Annotated in this window: 19 protein-coding genes; 4 read left to right on the forward strand and 15 right to left on the reverse strand. The window is 59.0% G+C overall.

What is annotated here, in order from left to right; genetic code table 11:
* Window positions 1-90: 90 nt before the first annotated feature.
* Window positions 91-966: a DMT family transporter gene (locus SIB92_RS10195; RefSeq protein ID WP_412555675.1), complete on the forward strand. Its 876-nt coding sequence runs from the start codon at window positions 91-93 to the stop codon at window positions 964-966.
* On the opposite strand, the gene SIB92_RS10200 is transcribed toward SIB92_RS10195, so the two are convergent.
* The 6 genes from SIB92_RS10200 to ruvC all read right to left on the reverse strand — a co-directional run bounded on the left by SIB92_RS10200 (window position 917) and on the right by ruvC (window position 6,418).
* Window positions 917-2,194, reverse strand: coding sequence for a tetratricopeptide repeat protein (locus SIB92_RS10200; RefSeq protein ID WP_412555676.1), 1,278 nt, complete (start codon window positions 2,192-2,194; stop codon window positions 917-919). The two genes, SIB92_RS10195 and SIB92_RS10200, sit on opposite strands and share 50 nt — an antisense overlap.
* 87 nt (window positions 2,195-2,281) lie before the next feature.
* Window positions 2,282-3,193, reverse strand: a complete 912-nt coding sequence (locus SIB92_RS10205) for a transferrin-binding protein-like solute binding protein (RefSeq protein WP_412555677.1) — start codon at window positions 3,191-3,193, stop codon at window positions 2,282-2,284.
* A gap of 541 nt (window positions 3,194-3,734) precedes the next feature.
* On the reverse strand, window positions 3,735-4,082 hold the full coding sequence (locus tag SIB92_RS10210; protein ID WP_412555678.1) for a hypothetical protein: 348 nt from the start codon (window positions 4,080-4,082) through the stop codon (window positions 3,735-3,737).
* A gap of 72 nt (window positions 4,083-4,154) precedes the next feature.
* Window positions 4,155-5,198, reverse strand: a complete 1,044-nt coding sequence (ruvB, locus tag SIB92_RS10215) for a Holliday junction branch migration DNA helicase RuvB (protein ID WP_412555679.1) — start codon at window positions 5,196-5,198, stop codon at window positions 4,155-4,157.
* 3 nt (window positions 5,199-5,201) lie between these two features.
* Complete coding sequence (gene ruvA / locus SIB92_RS10220) at window positions 5,202-5,915, reverse strand: Holliday junction branch migration protein RuvA (RefSeq protein ID WP_412555680.1); 714 nt, start codon at window positions 5,913-5,915, stop codon at window positions 5,202-5,204.
* Window positions 5,912-6,418 (reverse strand): crossover junction endodeoxyribonuclease RuvC, encoded by a 507-nt coding sequence (ruvC, locus tag SIB92_RS10225; RefSeq protein ID WP_294118593.1) that lies wholly within the window; start codon window positions 6,416-6,418, stop codon window positions 5,912-5,914. The genes ruvA and ruvC overlap by 4 nt, the downstream gene beginning before the upstream one ends.
* A gap of 329 nt (window positions 6,419-6,747) precedes the next feature.
* Between ruvC and SIB92_RS10230 the strand changes: the two genes are divergently transcribed.
* Window positions 6,748-6,936, forward strand: coding sequence for a DUF1127 domain-containing protein (locus SIB92_RS10230; RefSeq protein ID WP_412555681.1), 189 nt, complete (start codon window positions 6,748-6,750; stop codon window positions 6,934-6,936).
* Window positions 6,937-7,098: 162 nt separating this feature from the next.
* Here the strand turns inward: SIB92_RS10230 and SIB92_RS10235 are convergent, their stop codons facing one another.
* From SIB92_RS10235 to SIB92_RS10250, 4 genes are all read right to left on the reverse strand, one after another.
* Window positions 7,099-7,446 (reverse strand): hypothetical protein, encoded by a 348-nt coding sequence (locus SIB92_RS10235; protein ID WP_294118591.1) that lies wholly within the window; start codon window positions 7,444-7,446, stop codon window positions 7,099-7,101.
* A 264-nt stretch (window positions 7,447-7,710) separates the two neighbouring features.
* Window positions 7,711-8,583 carry a 50S ribosomal protein L11 methyltransferase gene (locus SIB92_RS10240; RefSeq protein WP_412555682.1) on the reverse strand — a complete coding sequence of 291 codons (873 nt, stop codon included), beginning with the start codon at window positions 8,581-8,583 and terminating at the stop codon, window positions 7,711-7,713.
* A gap of 71 nt (window positions 8,584-8,654) precedes the next feature.
* Complete coding sequence (locus SIB92_RS10245) at window positions 8,655-9,887, reverse strand: MFS transporter (RefSeq protein WP_412555683.1); 1,233 nt, start codon at window positions 9,885-9,887, stop codon at window positions 8,655-8,657.
* 87 nt (window positions 9,888-9,974) lie between these two features.
* Window positions 9,975-12,170, reverse strand: coding sequence for a primosomal protein N' (locus SIB92_RS10250; protein WP_412555684.1), 2,196 nt, complete (start codon window positions 12,168-12,170; stop codon window positions 9,975-9,977).
* 179 nt (window positions 12,171-12,349) lie between these two features.
* Between SIB92_RS10250 and fsa the strand changes: the two genes are divergently transcribed.
* Both fsa and SIB92_RS10260 read left to right on the forward strand, forming a co-directional pair.
* Window positions 12,350-13,003 (forward strand): fructose-6-phosphate aldolase, encoded by a 654-nt coding sequence (gene fsa, locus SIB92_RS10255; RefSeq protein ID WP_168591347.1) that lies wholly within the window; start codon window positions 12,350-12,352, stop codon window positions 13,001-13,003.
* A 126-nt stretch (window positions 13,004-13,129) separates the two neighbouring features.
* Window positions 13,130-14,140, forward strand: a complete 1,011-nt coding sequence (locus SIB92_RS10260) for a hypothetical protein (protein ID WP_412555685.1) — start codon at window positions 13,130-13,132, stop codon at window positions 14,138-14,140.
* A 24-nt stretch (window positions 14,141-14,164) separates the two neighbouring features.
* Here SIB92_RS10260 and SIB92_RS10265 read toward each other — a convergent pair whose 3' ends face one another.
* The 5 genes from SIB92_RS10265 to SIB92_RS10285 all read right to left on the reverse strand — a co-directional run bounded on the left by SIB92_RS10265 (window position 14,165) and on the right by SIB92_RS10285 (window position 19,746).
* Window positions 14,165-15,544: an SPOR domain-containing protein gene (locus SIB92_RS10265; protein ID WP_412555686.1), complete on the reverse strand. Its 1,380-nt coding sequence runs from the start codon at window positions 15,542-15,544 to the stop codon at window positions 14,165-14,167.
* A 77-nt stretch (window positions 15,545-15,621) separates the two neighbouring features.
* Window positions 15,622-16,254, reverse strand: coding sequence for a uracil phosphoribosyltransferase (upp, locus tag SIB92_RS10270; protein ID WP_294118681.1), 633 nt, complete (start codon window positions 16,252-16,254; stop codon window positions 15,622-15,624).
* Window positions 16,251-17,237, reverse strand: coding sequence for an adenosine deaminase (locus SIB92_RS10275; RefSeq protein WP_412555687.1), 987 nt, complete (start codon window positions 17,235-17,237; stop codon window positions 16,251-16,253). The genes upp and SIB92_RS10275 overlap by 4 nt, the downstream gene beginning before the upstream one ends.
* A complete protein-coding gene (locus SIB92_RS10280) occupies window positions 17,234-18,442 on the reverse strand; it encodes a phosphopentomutase (protein WP_412555688.1) in 1,209 nt (402 codons plus the stop codon). Before SIB92_RS10280 ends, SIB92_RS10275 begins: the two co-directional genes overlap by 4 nt.
* Window positions 18,442-19,746, reverse strand: coding sequence for a thymidine phosphorylase (locus tag SIB92_RS10285; protein ID WP_412555689.1), 1,305 nt, complete (start codon window positions 19,744-19,746; stop codon window positions 18,442-18,444). The genes SIB92_RS10280 and SIB92_RS10285 overlap by 1 nt, the downstream gene beginning before the upstream one ends.
* Between the last annotated feature and the right edge of the window lie 11 nt (window positions 19,747-19,757).

A 19,757-nucleotide genomic window follows, 5' to 3' on the forward strand; every position in this document is an offset into this window, starting at 1 on the left:
GTTCAACCCGCCGATCCGCAATTCTCTGTTTGCAATCACGCACCAATACACAGACTTTTTGTCCCAGAACAAACATGTTACGCCGCTTGCATGTGGAAAACCTTTGTCCTGATGTTTGTCGCCATGTCGATGATCCCCGCCGGGGACACCGCGGGCAAACTCATGACCCAGGACTTTGGCTCCAGCCCGCTGTTTGTCGCCTGGTCGCGGTTTGTGCTTGGCAGTCTCATCGCTCTGCCCCTGCTGCGCCCTGAGACCCTCCGCCTGCTTGCCAATTGGCGCATCTGGCTGCGCGCCGCCCTGCTCACCGGTGGCATCACCTGCATCCAGACCGCCCTGCAATCCGCGCCACTGGCCGACGTTTTTGCCGCCTTCTTCATTGGACCGCTGTTTTCCTACCTGCTGTCGGTGCTGCTGCTTGGCGAAACCGTCACCCGTACCCGCAGCGCGCTTATGGGCCTTGGCTTCCTGGGCGTGATGCTTGTCGTCCGCCCCAGCTTTGACATGTCGCCCGGCCTGCTCTGGGCCCTGGCCGCCGGCCTGTTCTACGGCGCTTTCCTCACGGCGTCGCGCTGGCTCGCGCCGATTGCACGCCCCACCAGCCTGCTCTTCACCCAGCTGTTTCTGGCAGCGGTGATGATGACCCCCTTCTGCCTCAACCAGATCCCTCCCATGACACCCACGCTGGCTGGTCTCACCGCCACCAGCGCCATTCTGTCAATGGGCGGGAACTTCCTGCTGCTGTTTGCCTATGCCCGCGCCGAAGCCGCCGTGCTCGCGCCGTTTGTCTACCTACAACTGGTCAGCGCCGTGGCGCTTGGCTGGCTGGTCTTTAAGGATCTGCCCGACGCCTACACCTGGCTCGGCCTCAGCCTCATCATCGGCGCCGGCATCGCCTCGGCCTTGCTGTCGCAGATCAGAACCGACGCTCCACGCCAATCTGAAACCCCAAGACCCGTGAATTGAACGCCTCCACATCACTTCTCATGCGTTCGGCATCAATCTGAAAATACGGCGTATAGCCCCCCGGAAAGAACATATTGGTCTTTTCCACCCGCAAGCTGCCGCCAATCCCGGTTTCATCCGCATTGTTGACCCAACTCGCATGCTGCTCCAACACATCGCGATGCCGCACATAAAGCCGTGGCGACAAAGTCCACCCCCGTCCCACATCCACCGAGGAATATATGCTCCACTTCAGGCTCTGATAGCCCTGACGCCCAACCCACATCTGATCTGCGGTGCGGCGTTCATAATACAGTTCAGTCCCGACAATGGACCGCCCACCAACCGACCGCCGAAACCCGGCCAGCGCGGACATGAACCGTCCATCAAACGCCGAATTCGCCCGGTTGTCGACAACGGCATAAGACAGCCCACCATAGGCCGAACCGCCCATCAGACTGCGCCGCTCAAACGCCGCTTCAATACCAAAACGATCCTCATAAGGGTCTCCCGCCGCCCATTGGGTCGACACAAAAGGCGCAATGGAGGCGGTGGTCTTCTCAGACAACAACCGCAACCCAAACTTGGCACGCAGCTGCAAACTGTCATACCGACGCCCCTCAGCCTCCAAAAGGTCAAACCCAAGGCTGGCAAACCCTAGAGAGGTCGTCGTCCCGGCCGCATTGCGCCCCAATTCACGCCGGAAGTTCATCGCCCCGGTGGCGGTGACCGCCGGCAAACGCTCTTCGTCCGCGCGGGTGATCGAAAACGGCAGCACACCAAAGGCGGTATTGGCGTTCACAATATCGCTGTCATAGGTCCGCGTGCCACCCGCCGTGGTGAAACCAATCGACAGATCCCAGTCAAACCCGCGCCGCGCATCGATCTGACGAATAAACGACAGAACCGTTTTGCGCACAGGCTCCGGCAAATCGCCGGACAAAACCCGGAAAAACTCTTCCCGTGACCGCGCCCACTGCTGCGCCATAAAATACGCCCGCGCAAGCTCAAGGCGCACGCGGATCAGCTTGGGGTCGAGGGCCAAAATATCCTGCAGAAGCGGGATCGCTGCCTCCGGCTGTCCCGCATCCAATGCCGCCATGGCCTGATCAAAAGACCGCTCAATTTCCAGGACCGTTGGCGATGGGGTGTTGGCGACAGCCTGTCCCGGCAGAAAGACCGCTGTCCCACATAGAAGTGCAAGCGTCAGGAGACATGTTTGCAGTTTTCTAGACAGTACCTTGGCCATTCTGGTCACCCCAATCAAATGCTCTTTTTAGAGCTGCCCCCCGCTGACGCGGGGAGCTGTTCGCTTTCGCCTTGTAAGACGAATTTCTTAATTGCCGCCAAACGCGCCAGTGTAATTGCCGATGGCACCATTCATCTCGAAGGTTCCGCCAACTTCCTGCGCATTGTCTCCATAGAAGGCGCCATCCATGGTGCCGGAGCTTGTCGCGCTAAACGGAATTACACCGTTGATGTTCGCGGTGAAACCATTTCCTTCGACAGTGCCGGTGCCGGCAAAATCCAGGTGCTGGCCACGCCACGCGTTGCCACCTGACAGATTGCGCACGTAGGTATTGGTGCTGGCAACACTGACGCTGGAGAAGTCAGACGTGGTGACGCCCACCTGGGATTCCGCCACAAGTGCGCGGCCGTCAGTGGTCACAACCATCCCGACGGAGCGGCCGGAATATGTCGCGGAGCCACTGCTCGGCATATCCGCCGTCGCGGTGCGGTCCCCAAAGCTGCCGACACTCACGCTGCCGTTGGAGGTCCCCACGCCGTTGGCCCACATGCCAAAGGTCTGGTGGTCAAAATCCAACGCATCCGCATTGCCCATCCAGCCGCGTTTCTGACCGTTGGAAGACCGCGCGGTGATCAGCAAGGAGTCCATGCCGTCATCAATTCTGTCGCCGTCAGCGCCAAACCGAGTGGTGGTGCTGCCGTTGTTCATTTCCAGGGTTTCCAACTCGCCCACGTTGGTACCAATTTCCAAAGAGCCGTTGCGGGCACTGCCTGGGGTGCCACCGGTCACAATACCATCGCCATCTGTGGACATGGACGCGGTGCGGACCCGACCGTTCAAGGTGGTGTCGCCATGCGCAAGGTAAAGGCGGTCCCCTGCCATGTCATTCAGGCGGTCGCCCACTTCGTTTTCAACATAAGATTCAATGGTGCTTTTGCAGCCCGCAATAGACACCAAAGCGCCAACTGCCATCATGGCTTTGATAGATGTGTTCAGCATTTTCTGTTACCCGTATGAAGTTCAGTTCGTTGGTCAGAGAAGAGCGCTGATCTTGATTAGGTTCCCACCGGCTCGCTCTTGAGCTTCAACCAAAACTGTTTTCCTTAACGGGCGGTTTCGGCTTTCCTTACAGGGAATTAACCTTCCGAAACCCCTTAAAAATTGAGAGTTATCCCACATAAATGCGGGCAAAATACGAGGCAGAGTTCACACACAATTCTGCGAGCAATCAGCCCCCCCACATGGCTCTGGTTCGCCACAAGCCACGACATTTCAAAGGCTTCTCTTGGCAAGTCTTTAGGCGAGTGGATTTGACTAAAAACCCGCTCAAGCGGTGCGCGTTTAGCCTTTGCCAACACATACCTTGATAGCTTGAAATTTAACCAAACCCAGAAAGGTCAAATTGATTGGAAACGGCACATTCTGGACATGGTTTTTCCGCGCAGAACCTGTGATTTCCCGTAGGCCAGCCATGGAATCACCCGGCAGCGGGGCCGTTGTTGATGCGGATTTGCCCGCTTTGCACGACGGCAAACCCGCCTCACTCCCCCTCATCGGGAAGGTAGCGGCCCCATTTGGCCGCAAAGGCGTCGGCCAAATCGATGCCCTGCCAATCGGCAAAGACCATCAGGAAGCCAAACAGGTCCGCCGTTTCATCGATCAGGTTCTGGCGTGCTTCTGCTTGAGACAACTTGCCCCGTTGTGCCCCCTGTGTCGCCAGATAGGCGGACTGCAACTCGCCCAACTCTTCGGTCATCTTGGCCAGATACCAGGTGGCATCCCGATCAATACCAAATCGTGCGGCATAGATGTCAGACACCGCAGCTGCCTGTTTGCTCAGCTTGCGCACGTCCGCTTCGCCCGATGCCGCCACTGGTGTCAGCGTCATCGCGTTAACATCTTCCACTTTCAAAACCGCACCTCCGCGAAACAGTCACAATACCGACGTGATACCGACGTCCTATTTGCCGTTGCTCGGCGGGGTAAACAGATCGCTCTGTTCCCGTTGCCGCGGCGCACTCAGCCCCAGATGTTGCCACGCCTTTTGTGCCAACATCCGCCCGCGTGGCGTGCGCTGAATAAGCCCTTGTTGCAGCAAAAACGGCTCAATCACTTCTTCAATTGCGTCGCGACTTTCGCTCAGCGCCGCAGAGATCGTGTCGATCCCAACCGGCCCTCCGGCATAGTTCTCCGCAATGAAAAGCAGGTAGCGCCGGTCCGCCCCATCCAACCCGAGATTATCAACCCCAAGCCGCGTAAGTGCACCATCCGCAAGGGATTTTGTGATAACCCCATCGCCTTCCACCAAGGCAAAATCCACCACCCGCCGCAGCAAACGCCCGGCAATCCGCGGCGTCCCGCGCGAGCGTCGCGCAATCTCCCGCGCGCCCCCGTCCTGTGCAGGCACACCCAATTTGTTGGCGTTGCGCGTGACAATCTCGTTTAGCTCATCTTCGGTATAAAACTGCAACCGCGTCGGGATTCCGAAGCGATCCCTAAGCGGCGTGGTCAACAACCCCAACCGCGTTGTCGCCCCCACCAAGGTGAAGGGCTGCAACTCAATCCGAACCGTCCGCGCCGCCGGCCCTTCCCCGATCACCAGATCAAGTTCAAAGTCCTCCATCGCGGGATAGAGAACCTCTTCCACCGCCGGATTAAGCCGATGAATTTCATCGATAAAAAGCACATCCCGCGCTTCAAGGTTGGTAAGGATCGCCGCCAGATCTCCAGCCTTTGCAAGCACCGGACCAGAGGTCATTCGGAAGTTTACACCCAACTCCCGCGCCATAATTTGCGCCAAAGTGGTCTTCCCCAAACCGGGAGGACCATGGAACAACGTATGGTCCATGGCTTCGCCACGACGTCGCGCGCTTTCGATAAACACACGCAGGTTCGCACGCGCCTCCCTTTGACCAATAAAGGCATCCAACTCTTGTGGGCGCAACGCGCGATCCGCATCCTCTGGCCGCGCTTCCGGTCGCAATGTGGGGTCTGGCTGATCCATGGTTTACCCCTTTGGTGCCAGTAGTTTAAGCGCTGCGCGGATCAACTCTGATGTATCCGCCTCGGGGTCTTCTCCCGCCGCTTGCGCCACCGCACCTGCCGCATCTGCAGGGCCATACCCCAGATTGCCCAGTGCCGACAAAGCATCGGCCTGCACACTCATCGACGCCGCCGCAGCAGCGCCAGCCGCCGCCGAAGCTCCACCCGCATTCACCGGTGTGCGTGCCACATCTTCGATCACCTCGTCGTCCGCAGCCGCCTCTTCACCAGAAACAGACGCCATGGCCTCGCCAAGCGTCCCGCCGAGCGCCATCACTTCCGGCGCCTTGTCTTTTAGTTCAATAACAACACGTTGCGCCGTTTTGGGGCCAACACCTTTGGCCGCCTTGATCGCCGCCACATCGCCAAGGGTCACCGCCCGGCTCACGCCTTCTGCTCCCAGCGCGCCAAGGATTGCTAAGCTCGCCTTCGCGCCAATCCCTTGCACGCTCATCAATAGGCGGTGCCATTCCTTCTCAAACAGACTTGAGAAGCCAAACAGCTGCAACAGGTCTTCGCGCACCAACAGGTCAGTATAGAGCGCCACCGGCTCACCCACACTTGGCAATGCCGCCAAAGTCCGGTCCGAACAATACACCACATAGCCCACACCGCGCACGTCGATCAGAACATGATCCGTGCTGCGGTACTCCAATTTCCCGGAAATCTTGCCAATCATGCCTGCGCCCTCTTCAAAGCTTCCGCATACCCCGCCCCTGCGCGCGCATAATGCGCATGACACATGGCAATCGCCAATGCATCCGCCGCATCCGCACCGGCGATCTTCACCCCGGGAAGCTGTAACTTCACCATATGCTCGACCTGATGCTTCTCCGCATGCCCCACCCCCACAACCGTCTTCTTGACCTTGTTGGGTGCATACTCGCCAATATGCAGCCCCGCCTGCGCCGGCACCAACAGTGCGATCCCACGCGCTTGGCCCAGCTTGAGCGTTCCCGCACCGTCTTTGTTCACGAAGGTCTGCTCGATCGCCGCATGGTCCGGCAGAAAACGCGCCACCACATCGGTCAGTTGCTCATGCAAAGACAACAGTCGTGCCGCCAAATCCTGTCCAACCGAATGACAAATCCCGTTGGCCACGTGGCTCATCTTACTGCCGTCTGCGTCGATCACGCCCCAGCCCATGTTTCGCAAGCCTGGATCGATTCCCAATACGCGCATGCTGTGCCCCATTGTGCTCTGTTTTCTTGTTGTTCTCCGTGAAGTAGCACGAAACGAGAACAAACGCCAAGCCTGAAGCAAATTGCGACAAAAATTTTTGAAGGTGCGAAGATTTGGCGACCTGCGTGGCGCCAGCCCCAAATGGTCTAAATGCGACCCTTCACGACACCAAAAACGACCTTATTAATAAGGTGTTTCCGCAATTTTCGACCTATGCAAAAACCGCATGCCACCTATGCCGTTTTGACGCTTGCTGGGGCACATTTTGAGCCCTATGTGCGGCCAATCGAAAACACAGTCCATAGCAACTGAAAGAAAGGATTTCTGATATGGCCGCCTTCGAACATACGTCGACCTCTGGTTCTGCTGGCCGCATCGGTCAGCCCGTCTTCGCGCTTGTTGCCCGCTTCGTAGATTGGAACGAAAAGCGCCGCACACGCAATGCTCTGGCAATGCTCAGCGACCGCGAGCTGGACGATATTGGTCTGTCCCGCTCGGACGTTTACGCGATCCGCTAAGCACACCACCACTCACGACTACTCTGGTCCATGGGACCGCAAACCGCCGCCTCCTCCGAGGCGGCGGTTTTGCTTTGCGCGCCGTCAAAAAAGAAACGGCCCCGGGGAGAGAGACCCGGGGCCGTGTGGGATCTTGGAGGGATCCACGGAAACTTTGGAGTGTCAGAGCTTGGTGTTGATCTGCGTCGCAATCCAGCGCGACACGGGATCGGGGGCCATGGTCCAGGCCGCGGCCTTTTCCACCGGTGTGCCACCGCTCAACCGCGCAACGTCTTGCGAATAGAAGTCAGGGCCAAACTGAGACATCATGATGCCTTTGATCATGAAGAACGACACAACCACGGTGAACAGGCCTGCCCAAGGGATACCCCGGCGGCGCCCCGCGCCTTTGACGATCATGTAACCGTTGCGATTGATCACAACAGATTCACGGCCCACGCGACCGGTCTTCGCCTGCTTGCGATAGATCCGTGCAAGGCGATCATGAAATTCTGCGTAAGATTCACTCATGGCAACTAACTCAGGTTTGGCCCCCACCAAACATGGCTAAATCTGGTCTCGAAATGTGGCGAAAATAAGGCACAAAGCCGAAAATGAGGCAAATTATCGTCAAATCTGACCTCAATTATGCATTTCCACAGGACAAGTGGAAACAAACCCACTCTACACCATGGACTATCCAAAAAGAAGAAACAAACACGCCTATGCGCACGAAAAAACGGGCGGCTGATGTCAGCCGCCCGTGTCTTGATTCTGTTTGAAGAGTTGCCCGTGTCAGGCGCGGCGTGTCAGCGTCAGCGTAGTCCACTCGCCAATCTCTTCGCGGGTGTGCACGTCAAAGCCCGCCGCATCATAGGCTTCGACCACTTCGTCTGCCTGTTCGTTCAGGATGCCGGAAAGGATCGCATAGCCGTTTGTGGCAATATTGGCACCCATATCCGGTGCCAGATCTACCAGTGGCGCCTTCAGGATGTTGGCAAACACCAGGTCGTAAGGCGCCTTGGCCGCCAGATCAGGATGCCCAAAGCCAGCCGCCTCCAGACAGATGACTTTACCATCCAGACCGTTTGCCGTGACATTGGCCCTAGCCACATCCACGGCCACCTCATCGATGTCGCTCGCCAACACGGGGTTTGGCCAAATCCGCGCGGCGCCCATGCCCAGCACCGCTGTGCCGCAGCCGATGTCCGCCACGTTCTGACCGACAAAGCCCTCGTTGGCCACACTGTCCAACGCCTTCAGGCAGCCCAAAGTGGTGCCATGGTGGCCGGTGCCAAAGGCCATCGCAGCTTCGATCAACAGGGGCTCGGCACCTTCCGGGATTTTATCCGCGTCGTGGCTGCCGTAAACAAAGAAACGCCCGGCCTCAACCGGCGCCAGCTCGCGCTTCACGTGCGCGACCCAATCGGTTTCCGGCAGCTCTGACACCACAAAAGGCTTCGCGCTGAACGCAGCGGCCAACACGGCTAAACCCGCCTCATCCGGCGCCTCAACAAAGTAGCCGCCGATCTCCCAGAGACCAGAGCCGTCTTCGACCTCAAACACTCCAACACCAGTGGGTTCCGGCACCAGCCTCTCCATCGCCTCGCCCAGCGCTTCGGCCTGCTCTTTTCCCATCAATGTGGTCAGTGCGGTGAATGTCGGCATGTTGCTCTCCTATCAGGTTGCGCAGGGCCTAGGGTCTCCCCTCGGCCCCGTCAAGCCTGCGCAGGCACAAACTACTCCGCAGCAGCGGCCAGAGGACGCGTCAGACGGGTTTCATTGCCCTTTTCCGGATGGCGCGGGATCAAGAAAGCCAGCCCCAGCGACACTGCCGCCATAGAGGCCGCGAGCACAAAGACCGCACCAGGAGAAGCCAACCAAAGCAGGCCCAGCAAAACCGGCAAGAACACCGCCGCGATATGGTTGATCGTAAAGGCCACAGCCGCCGTAGGTGCCATGTCTTCCGGATCTGCGATCTTTTGAAAGTAGGTCTTCAACGCCAAAGCCAGCGAAAACAGCAGGTGATCAACCACATAGAGCGTTGCCGCAAGCACAATGCCCCAGCCGAAGAAATAGATGCCGCCGTATGCCAGAAAGACAATCACGAGACCCGCATACTCAAAGATCAACGTGCGCCGCTCCCCAAACTTCGACACCGCGCCGCCGACCAAAGGCGCAAAGAGCATATTGGCAATAAGGTTGATCAGATACAGCGCGGTGATCTCATGCACATCAAAGCCAAAGCGCTCCACCATCATGAATCCGGCAAAGACGACAAAAATCTGCCGGCGTGCACCTGCCATGAACTGCATCGCATAGTACAGCCAATAGCGTTTTTTCAGCACCATCTTGCGCGCTTGTGGTGTGCGGCCTTCAAACTGTGGGAACGCGACAAAACAATAGAGCGCGATCAGCGCCGTGATCCCTCCGCCTGCGAGGTAGACCACGTCATAGTCCCAATCGTACCGCTTCCAGCCCAGAACAATGATGCCATAGGCCAGCAAAGTGGCCGCTGATCCCGCCGCCACAAGCCACCCCAAAACCTTAGGCGCGCGCTTCTTGTCGAGCCATTGCAACTGCAGCGACTGGTTCACGGTTTCGTAGTAGTGAAAGCCAATCGAACTCAGCAGCGTGATCATCAAGATCCCGCCCATGGTTGGGAAATAGGCCGTGACCGCTGTCGCAACGCCAAGCAACGCCAGTGACAACAGCCCGAGCACTTGCTCCCGAATGAACAGCAGTAAGAAGATCACGCCAATTGCAAGAAAACCGGGAATCTCACGCACGGTGTGCAGAAGCCCAATGTCGGAACCGTCAAAATCCGCCACCTCAATCACAAAATTATTTAGCAGCGCGCTCCAGGTGTTGAAGGCGATCGGCATGGCCAGCGCCATGAGAAACAGCAGGGTGATCGGGCGACGCCACCACGGCAGCAGATGCGCGTCATCAATGGGAATTTTTCTGAACATGTGCAGCAAATACGCCTATCGATACAAAAAGGCGAGATCAAAAGACGCACAGATCAGCGTGCACCTACGCACTTTCCAAAACCGCAGTCAGAAAAAACTCTGCGGATCAATGTCGACCGCGAGACGCAGATCTCCTTTCAGGCGGAACTGCCCCACCCATTGCGCCAAAGCGCTCTGCAACGGCGCAGATTTGTCTGCTTTCACCAAGAGCCGCACGCGATGTCGCCCGCGCACACGCGCTATCGGCGCAGGAGCTGGTCCATAGACCTCCGCCCCAATGGCGCGCAGCATACCAGCGTTTCGCGCCAAAGCATTGCCCAGATCAAACACCTGCGCCACATCGCTGCCGGACAGAATGATCCCTGCCATGCGCCCAAACGGCGGCACCACCGCATGTCGACGCTCATCGGCTTCAGCCCGCCAGAATCCGGTCTCGTCGCCGGTCAAAATGGCACGGATCACCGGATGCTCCGGCTGAAACGTCTGCAACAGTGCCAAGCCGGCGCGTTCGGATCGTCCGGCGCGCCCTGCGACCTGTCGCATCAACTGAAACGTCCGCTCTGCGGCCCGCAGGTCCGAGCCCTGCAGACCGAGGTCCGCATCAATCACGCCAACCAACGTCAGCAAGGGAAAGTTGTGCCCCTTCGCCACCAACTGCGTGCCAATGATGATATCGGCTCCACCGTCCGCAATCGTCCGGATGCTCTCTTTTAGCGCGCGCGCCGAGCCAAATAGGTCCGAACTCAAAACCGCCTGTCGTGCGTCCGGCCACAACTCCTGCGCCTCTTCCGCCAGCCGTTCCACCCCTGGCCCCACAGGAGCCAGTTTGCCCTCGACCTCACAGGACGGGCAGGCCTCCGGCATTGGTTTGGTCTCACCACATTGGTGACACAGCAAGCGCTTGAGGAACCGGTGCTCCACCATCCGCGCATCGCAATTGTCACAGCCAATCTGATGCCCACAGGCACGACAAATCGTGACCGGCGCATAGCCCCGCCGATTGATGAACAGCAGCGCCTGCTCCCCTATGGCAATCCGCGCATCTACGGCAGCCTTAAGGCTGGGCGAAATCCACCGACTGGCGGGCAGTTTTTCTGCCCGCATGTCAATCGCCCGCATCTCCGGCAGCACAGACGCGCCATAGCGGCTCGTCAGCTCCAGTTTCTTGTATTTACCTGCCTCAGCGTTGGCCCAGCTTTCCAGGCTGGGCGTGGCTGAGGCCAAAATCACCTGCCCCTCACAGAGCGCTGCCCGCAAAACCGCCATGTCCCGCGCGTTATACAACACCCCGTCTTCCTGCTTGTAAGACGTGTCGTGCTCTTCATCGACAATGATCAGCCCCAGATCGCGATACGGCAAAAACAACGCCGACCGCGCCCCGATCACCATCTGCGCGCCGCCTTCGCCGACCATTTTCCAGGTTCGCCGGCGCTCTGTCATGGTCACACCAGAGTGCCACTCGGCGGGCTTAGCGCCAAACCGCGCCTCCACACGGGTCAAAAATTCCGCTGTCAGGGCAATCTCTGGCAGCAAAACCAGTGCCTGACGCCCCTTGCGCAAACACTCAGCCACCGCCTCCAGATACACTTCCGTCTTGCCCGAGCCGGTCACGCCCCGCAGCAAGGTTGTGCCATAGGTTCCGCTCTGCACGCCCGCGCGCAACTCCGCCGCGCCCGCCTCCTGATCTTCAGACAGCTCTTTGCCACCGTAGTCCGGGTCCAATCGGGGAAACGGGGTGTCCCGCGGCGCGGCCTCTTCGCGTACCACGCCCTGCTTTACCAAGCCTTTGATGACAGAGTTGGTCACTCCGGCCATTTCCGACAGCTCGCCTATAGTGAAGGCGAGATTGCCGTATTCGGACAATGTTTCCAGCACGCGGCGGCGAGCATCGGTATGTCGATCCGGCTCACCCTCGCCGCGCCGGTAGATCTTGCGCATCGACGGTGGGTCCGAAAGCCCTGGCGCTCGGGTCGCCAGCCGCAGCATCGCATTCATTGGCGTGAGCGTATAATCCGCCGCGCGCTGCAAAAATCCGCGCATATCCGCCCCCATCGGCGCCACATCCAAAGCGCGGTTGGCTGTCCGGATTTTGTTGATGTCGTAGTCCCCCTTGCCCGGCCCCCAGACAACCCCAAGAACCCGACGTGGCCCCAGTGGCACTTCGACAAAAGCGCCCAGCAAAACCCCACCTTCCGGTGCTTTATAGTCCAACACCCGGTCCAGCGGCTGTGTGGTCAGCACCGCTATCAACGCCCCTTCAGGAAAGAAGTCTGTCTCGCTCAACTGTCCCTCACACCGCCTTGGACCGCCAAAAATGTTACCGCTAACGGAAAATGCAGCCGCACGGCGCATTCCCACTTCCAGCGGGGCTCTCTATCGGGTAAAGCCAAGACAGCCGCAGCGCAATCCCGCAGTTGCACGCGCCGCCCTTTCAAACCTGCACGCACAGGAGAGGAACTGACATGAAATTCTTCGTAGACACCGCCGACATCGACGCCATTGCCGAGCTGAACGCAACAGGCATGGTTGACGGCGTCACCACCAACCCATCCCTGATCAAAAAATCCGGCCGTGACATCCTTGAAGTCACCAAAGAAATCTGTGATCTTGTTGATGGTCCGGTTTCCGCCGAAGTAACCGCCACCGACGCGGACGAGATGATCGCCGAAGGCCGCAAACTGGTTGAGATTGCCGACAACATCGCCGTCAAGGTTCCGCTGACGTGGGACGGCCTGAAAGCCTGTAAGGCGCTGACCGACGATGGTCATAAGGTCAACGTGACCCTGTGTTTCTCCGCCAACCAGGCGCTGCTCGCCGCCAAAGCAGGGGCAACCTTTATCTCCCCGTTCATCGGCCGTCTGGATGACATCAACCTGGATGGCATGGATCTGATCGCAGACATCCGCCAGGTCTATGACAACTACGGTTTTGAAACCGAAATCCTTGCCGCTTCCGTGCGCACCGTGAACCACGCCACCCAATGCGCGCTGGTTGGTGCCGACGTGATGACCGCCCCTCCCGGTGTGATCAAATCCATGATCAACCACCCGCTGACCGACAAAGGTCTTGAGACTTTCCTGGCGGACATCAAATCAGCAGGCATCAAAATCCTGTAACGGTTGCAAGACATGTTTCGATCAAGGCCCGGACATCGCTCTGGGCCTTTTTCGTGACTGCCATGTGATTGCCCCTCCCATTGCCCCCTGCTAGGGTTTCTCGCAAATGAGGCTGAGCACCCACCAATGAGCACCGCACTAGACAAATTCCAACGTTTGGAAGGCACCGCGCTGTGGCGTGAAACCCCGGGCGTGCAACGGCGGGAAGTGATTGTGTCTCTGGGCGAAGCTTCCTTGGTCATCAAAGACAGCCAGGACCGCGCACTCACGCACTGGTCCCTCCCAGCTGTGCGCCGCCTCAATCCAGGTCAAACCCCGGCGGTGTTTTTTCCGGACGGCGACTCGGATGAGACGCTGGAAATCGATCCGGCACACGATGATCTGGTGGACGCGATCGAAAAACTGCGCAAGGCGGTTGCCCGGCCGCAACGCGCCTCCGGGCGCTTACGCAAAACCGTCTTAGCCCTGACCACAACTGCCTTGGCCGGGCTGGCCGTCTTCTGGCTGCCCGACGCCTTGGCAAACCACACACTGCGCGTGGTGCCCAATGTGGCACGTCAGACCATGGGTCAGGACATGCAACAGCTTGCCACCCGCCTCACCGGCCAACCGTGCAGTGCACCTCTGGCGGTCCCGGCAGTAGACGCCCTGCAAAAGCGCCTGCAAGTGCGCTCCATTTCCGTTCTGCCCAGCGCCCTGCGCGAAGCCATCGCCTTGCCAGGCAATGTAGTTCTGTTGGGTCGCGACACCATCGAGGATCACGAAGAGCCGGATGTGGCCGCGGGCTACATTGTAGCGGCACAGGCTGCCTCTCCCGATCCGCTGCGTGGGGTTTTGGAAACCGGCGGCATTCGCGCCAGCTTGCGTTTGCTGACCACTGGCGCGCTGCCGGAAGATCTTCTGCTTCAACATATCGAACTGATGATCAGCAGCCCGCCTGCGGCGGCCGCGGATGACACGTTGATCCAGGCATTTGAAGAAAAGCGGGTCAGACTACAGCCTTACGCGCTGGCACGGGACCCATCTGGTGAAAGCACGCTGGCCTTAATAGAGGCCGCCCCTTTCACCGAAGAGTTGCCAGAACCAATCTTGATTGACCGTTACTGGGTGGCTCTTCAAGGCATCTGCGGCAGCTAAACGCCGCCGCAGACCTCAATTTCATTACTGGCGCACAAAAGCACCGCCAAACCCGGCGCTCTGGGTCTTACTCAGCGCTGCATTGGCGCTGTCTGCGCTGGCAAACGGACCTGCCAGCACCATGCGCTGGGTCAGACCATTCCGCTGGTATTTGCCAATCCGAACCGGCAGACCAAGACGCTTCACCTGTTTGGCCGCCGCTTGCGCGCTGGCCTGATCGCTAAACGTGCCAACCTGCACATAGGGCGTGCCTGCCAGCCGCAAGGACTTGGTGGCGGCTTCAGATTTGGTGGACACGGTGGTCGCTGCCACCTGTGTGGTGCTTGCCCGCGCAACGGTTTCGCTTTCCTCTGCCACACCGACAAGCTGCCGGGGCAAAGTATTGGTCCAAATCTGCTCCATCTGTGCCTGACCACCCAAGGTCATCTCGGCGCGACGCTCATTCAAGCGGCCATCATCAAACGCCCGACGGTAGCCTTCCGGCACCATGGCCAGCACATGGGAGTCTCGATTGGCTTCATACACGTGACGCGGCACAACACGTACGTCTGGCGCCACTTCACCGACGCGCACAACGGTGCCAACCGGCGGACGACGCAGCGAGCTGTTCTGATCAAATCGCATCTGTGGTGGTTGCGCTGTCGCTCCCCCACGACCGGGCGTCACCGGGGACTGAGCTTGAGGACCGCACCGAACAGCAGAGCCTCTCCAGGATGTCACCCCTTCGCGACACGGCGATACGACACCAGCCGCGCGCGGCGCTTGTTTGGAAGTCCGGCGCACGGTTGTTGTCGTGGTTTTGGGGGCCACTGATCCAGGCTGGATCACCGTTGGTGCCGCTGCGGTGGCTGCTGGGGCAACCGTACGCGTGGTGGTCGTCTTGGTTGTTGCGGTGGTCGGACGGGCCGCGGTTGGTGTGGTGTAAAGCGGCGCACCTTTGGCCTGCTTTGGCACTTTCACCGTGCGCGTAGTTGTTTTCGCCGTGCTGGTTGCAGCGCTGCTAGTGGTGCGTGCCGTTGTTGCCGGTGCAGCTGCAGGCGCAACTGCTTTTGGCGCCGTAGCCACGGCAGGCGCACCTGCTTCAGGTGCTGCCGGCTGAATTTGCACAACATTTTTGTCGAGCTTTGGCGCGGCGCTGGTGGTGGTTTGCGCTTTGGAGAAGGTAGGTTTGAAGCCACAGATCACCTTGCGTTCCCGCGTTACACGCGGCACCCAGGTTGTGGCTCCATCAACACCGGCGCGGATGTAAACACATCCACGGCTGTCAACAAACTGCTTACCCTTGAAATCATTCGGCGGGAACTCCGCCGGGATTTCGTTTGAACTAATGGACTGCGCGGTGACCGCACCAATGCCCAAGGAACTTGCGATCACGCCGATCGCAATAACTCTGGTCAGTTTCATTTTGCCCCCACAAGATGTAGGGGCACCTTAGCCGGTTTGTTTCCAACGAGTAAACCGTTGAAAACACGAAATTTGACCTATTGGGTACCAAACATGCGGTCGCCCGCATCGCCCAATCCGGGCAAGATATAGCCTTTTTCGTTCAACCGCTCATCGAGCGCCGCAGTCACAATTGGCACATCCGGATGCGCCTCTTTCATTCGCGCCACACCTTCAGGCGCTGCCAACAGACACAAGAAGCGGATGTTCTTCGCACCCTGTTTTTTCAGCAGATCAATGGCCGCCGCAGAGCTGTTGCCGGTTGCCAGCATCGGGTCAACAGCGATCACAAGACGTTCATCCAGCTCACTTGGCGCTTTAAAGTAATATTGCACCGGCTCCAGAGTCTCCTCGTCACGGTACAACCCGACAAAGCCCACACGCGCCGATGGCACCAACTCCAGCATCCCGTCCAGAAGGCCGTTGCCAGCCCGTAAAATCGAGACCAAAGCAAGCTTGCGGCCCGCCAGCGTGGGCGCATCCATCTCTACCATCGGTGTCTGGATTTTCTTGGTGGTCATCGGCAGTTCGCGGGTGATTTCATAGGCCAGCAACTGGCTGATCTCACGCAGCAGGCGGCGGAACTCCCCTGTCGAGGTGGCCTGATCGCGCATGATGGTCAGCTTGTGCTGTACCAGCGGGTGATCCACAACTGTCAAATGATCCATCAGGCTTGCTCCAATCGCTTTGCTACTTTTGCTTTGGTATCGGCATCACAGAAGGCCGCGTCAAGCGCGGTCTGGTTGAGCGCACGAAAATCACTCTCGTCCCATCCAAAGGCTTTGGATAGCTCTTCGTACTCGCGGCGCATAGTCGTATGAAAGAACGGCGGATCATCCGTGCTGACGGTCACTTTGACACCGGCATCGCGCAATTTCTGAATCGGGTGGCTGGCGAAATCCGGGAACAGGCCCAGCACAACGTTTGACCCCGGGCAAACTTCCAACGTGATCTGGCGCGCCACCAGCTCTTTCACCAGTTCTGGATCTTCAATGCTCCGCACGCCATGGCCAATGCGCTCCACGTTCAGATCGCGGATCGCATCCCAAACACTTTCCGGCCCGCCAAATTCCCCGGCGTGGGTGGTCAGCTGCAATCCAGCTTCCTTGGCTTGATCAAACGCATAGGCAAAGGTGCCCTGTGTGAACTGCCCTTCGTCGCCGCCCATGCCAAAGCCGGTCACAAAGTCGCCAGCGGTTTCCGCCGCACAATGTGCCGTGGTCTTGGACTTGTCGGCCCCGAAGTGACGCACTGCGGTCGCAACACCGCGCAAGGTGATCCCATGTTTGGCCTCCGCCGCGTTGGCCGCTTCCTCAATCGCCGCGAGATACTCGCGCCACGCGCCAAGATCACCGCCGCCACAGAAGTCAGGGCTAATAAAGCTCTCGGTGTAGACCACGCCATTCTTGGCGCTCTCTTCCAGGATCGCAGTCGTGAGCCGCGCAAACTCTTCCGGACCAGTCAAAACAGAGGTTGCGTCCTCATAGGTGCTCAGGAAGTGCACAAAGTCCCGGAACGCATACCCGCCGTTGTCGTCAAAGATCTTGCTCAGATCGACGTTCTTTTCATGCGCCAACTGTTTGATAAACGCGGGCGGGGCCGCGCCTTCATGGTGCAGGTGCAGCTCGACTTTAGGCAGGTCAGCAACGCTCATAAGAAACTCCTTCCACGGGGAGGTGTGATCCCCAGATGTGTGGCCACCGTTGCGGCCACATCAACAAAATCCATAATCCCGGCTTCTTTGACGCCCACACCGGCGGCCAATACAGGCACGCGCTCCCGGGTGTGGTCGGTTCCGGTCCAGCTTGGGTCATTGCCGTGATCCGCTGTCAGGATCAAGAGATCATCCGCCTTCAAATTTTGAAGGACCTTTCCGATTTCCAAGTCAAACCATTCCAACGCACGCGCATAGCCGGAGATGTCACGACGATGGCCATAGAGACTGTCAAACTCCACAAAGTTTGCAAAGGTCAGGCTACCATCTTCGGCAGTTTCCACCAATCCCTGCAAATCCTGCATCAGCTTGGCATCCGCCCCTTTGGTGCAATCGTCAATGCCCGCCATGGTGAAGATGTCGCCAATCTTGCCAACACCGTGAACTTTGCCACCGGCTTCTTGCACCCAGTTGGTCAACAGTGGCTCCGGGGGGGCAATTGCAAAGTCTCGGCGGTTGGTTGTGCGGGTGAACCCATTCGCAGCGTCGCCGACAAACGGCCGCGCAATCACCCGGCCAATCTTCATCTCGTGCAAGGTCGGCGCAAGGTCCTGACACAACTTCAACAGACGTTCGAGCCCAAAGGTCTCCTCATGCGCGGCAATCTGAAAAACGCTATCTGCAGAGGTGTAGCAAATCGGCTTTCCGCTTTTGACATGCTCCGCCCCTAGGTCATTGATGACGACAGTCCCCGACGCGTGACAATCGCCTAAGATGCCATCCACACCGGCCAACTCACACACCAACTTGCTCAAATCAGCTGGAAAACACGGCTCTTCTTTGGGGAAGTAGCCCCAATCCCAGGGCACAGGCAGGCCAGCCAATTCCCAATGGCCGGATGGCGTATCTTTGCCCGGACTGACTTCCGTCGCCGCCCCCCATGCCCCCTGTGGCGTCGCGTTCAATCCGGGCGTGGCATCGCCCGACGCCAACCGACACGCCGCGCCCAAGCCCAACGCGTCGAGATTGGGCAGCTTCAACGGCCCACTGCGCCCATCTTCTGCGCGTCCCTCTGCGCAAGCCTGCGCAATATGCGCCAAGGTATTCGCACCAATGTCGGAGCGGTCTTCGTTGAAAAACTGTGCCGCATCCGGCGCACCGCCGATGCCAACCGAGTCCATCACAACCAGAAATGCACGTGCCATCAGCGGCTCCTTTCGTGGATTAGCGGCGGCATATCGGGCATAGCGTCGCCAATGTCCATGGCCTCCAGCACAGCTGCCGCGGCGGCATCCGCCTTGTCTTCACGGCTGGCATGCACCCGTAGAAGCGGATCACCCGCTTTCACCTGTGTACCCAGCCGCACCACCTCGGAGAAGCCCACTGCAGGATCGATCACATCGCTCTCCACCATGCGCCCGCCGCCAAGTCCAACAACAGCCAAGCCCAGCGCCTCCCCGTCAATAGCAGAGACAAAGCCATCCCGCGGCGCCTTGACCTCTCGGATCACCGAGGCCTCCGGCAAGAACCGCTGCCACTCCTCGACAAATCGCATTGGCCCACCATGGGCCGCTACCATCTTGCCAAACCGCTCCGCCGCTTGTCCGTTCGCCAGCACGTCCACCATCTTGGCCACGCCTGCCTCAACATCCGCCGCCAATCCCGCATTGGCCAACAACACACCGCCAAGCGACACGCTCAACTCCGCCAATGGCCCACCTTTGGAACCACAGAGCACCTCCATGCACTCCGCCACTTCCAACGCATTGCCCAGCGAAGGCGCCAACGGTTGGTTCATATCCGAAATCACCGCGCTTGTCGGACAGCCCGCCAAATTCGCTGTGCTCACCAAAGAGTCTGCCAAGGCTTCGGCATCCTCAAGCGTCTTCATAAACGCGCCGCTGCCCACCTTCACATCCAACACCAGCCCATGCAGTCCAGCAGCCAGCTTCTTGGACAAGATCGACGCCGTGATCAGATCCAGACTTTCCACCGTCCCGGTTACATCCCGCACCGCATAAAGCCGTTTGTCGGCCGGCGCGATCTCAGCCGTTGCGCTGACAATCGACGCCCCCGCGTCGCGCACCACCTTGTCAAACTGTGCCTCATCCAACCCGGTCTGATAGCCTGGAATTGCCTCTAGCTTATCCAGTGTCCCGCCCGTGTGCCCAAGCCCGCGCCCCGACACCATCGGCACATAGGCGCCACAAGCCGCCAAAGCCGGTGCCAGCACCAAACTCACACAATCGCCAACGCCGCCTGTGGAATGTTTATCCAATGCAGGCCCCGGCAAATCCCAAGACATCGTGTCACCGCTGTCCCGCATCGCCAGTGTCAAGGCCACGCGCCCTTCCTCAGAGAGACCACGCACGCAAACCCCCATGGCAAACGCGCCAGCCTGCGCGTCACTGACCGTTCCGTCAGCCAACCCTCGGGCAAACCAGGCCAGCTCTTCACGACTGGGGTCTTCGCCTTTGCGCAACTGCGCGATGATGGCCCGTGCGTCCATGTGGGTCTCCT

The sequence above is a fragment of the Shimia sp. MIT1388 genome (assembly GCF_047124445.1).
Lineage (GTDB): Bacteria > Pseudomonadota > Alphaproteobacteria > Rhodobacterales > Rhodobacteraceae > Shimia.

Coding starts and splice junctions, on each gene's coding strand:
- SIB92_RS10195 (WP_412555675.1), top strand. CDS start 91: ATGTGGAAAACCTTTGTCCTGATGTTTGTCGCCATGTCGATGATCCCC.
- SIB92_RS10235 (WP_294118591.1), bottom strand. CDS start 7,446: ATGAGTGAATCTTACGCAGAATTTCATGATCGCCTTGCACGGATCTAT.
- ruvC (WP_294118593.1), bottom strand. CDS start 6,418: ATGCGCGTATTGGGAATCGATCCAGGCTTGCGAAACATGGGCTGGGGC.
- SIB92_RS10285 (WP_412555689.1), bottom strand. CDS start 19,746: ATGGACGCACGGGCCATCATCGCGCAGTTGCGCAAAGGCGAAGACCCC.
- SIB92_RS10265 (WP_412555686.1), bottom strand. CDS start 15,544: ATGAAACTGACCAGAGTTATTGCGATCGGCGTGATCGCAAGTTCCTTG.
- ruvA (WP_412555680.1), bottom strand. CDS start 5,915: ATGATTGGCAAGATTTCCGGGAAATTGGAGTACCGCAGCACGGATCAT.
- SIB92_RS10240 (WP_412555682.1), bottom strand. CDS start 8,583: ATGCCGACATTCACCGCACTGACCACATTGATGGGAAAAGAGCAGGCC.
- SIB92_RS10260 (WP_412555685.1), top strand. CDS start 13,130: ATGAGCACCGCACTAGACAAATTCCAACGTTTGGAAGGCACCGCGCTG.
- fsa (WP_168591347.1), top strand. CDS start 12,350: ATGAAATTCTTCGTAGACACCGCCGACATCGACGCCATTGCCGAGCTG.
- ruvB (WP_412555679.1), bottom strand. CDS start 5,198: ATGGATCAGCCAGACCCCACATTGCGACCGGAAGCGCGGCCAGAGGAT.
- SIB92_RS10275 (WP_412555687.1), bottom strand. CDS start 17,237: ATGAGCGTTGCTGACCTGCCTAAAGTCGAGCTGCACCTGCACCATGAA.
- SIB92_RS10210 (WP_412555678.1), bottom strand. CDS start 4,082: ATGACGCTGACACCAGTGGCGGCATCGGGCGAAGCGGACGTGCGCAAG.
- SIB92_RS10230 (WP_412555681.1), top strand. CDS start 6,748: ATGGCCGCCTTCGAACATACGTCGACCTCTGGTTCTGCTGGCCGCATC.
- SIB92_RS10280 (WP_412555688.1), bottom strand. CDS start 18,442: ATGGCACGTGCATTTCTGGTTGTGATGGACTCGGTTGGCATCGGCGGT.
- SIB92_RS10200 (WP_412555676.1), bottom strand. CDS start 2,194: ATGGCCAAGGTACTGTCTAGAAAACTGCAAACATGTCTCCTGACGCTT.
- SIB92_RS10205 (WP_412555677.1), bottom strand. CDS start 3,193: ATGCTGAACACATCTATCAAAGCCATGATGGCAGTTGGCGCTTTGGTG.
- SIB92_RS10245 (WP_412555683.1), bottom strand. CDS start 9,887: ATGTTCAGAAAAATTCCCATTGATGACGCGCATCTGCTGCCGTGGTGG.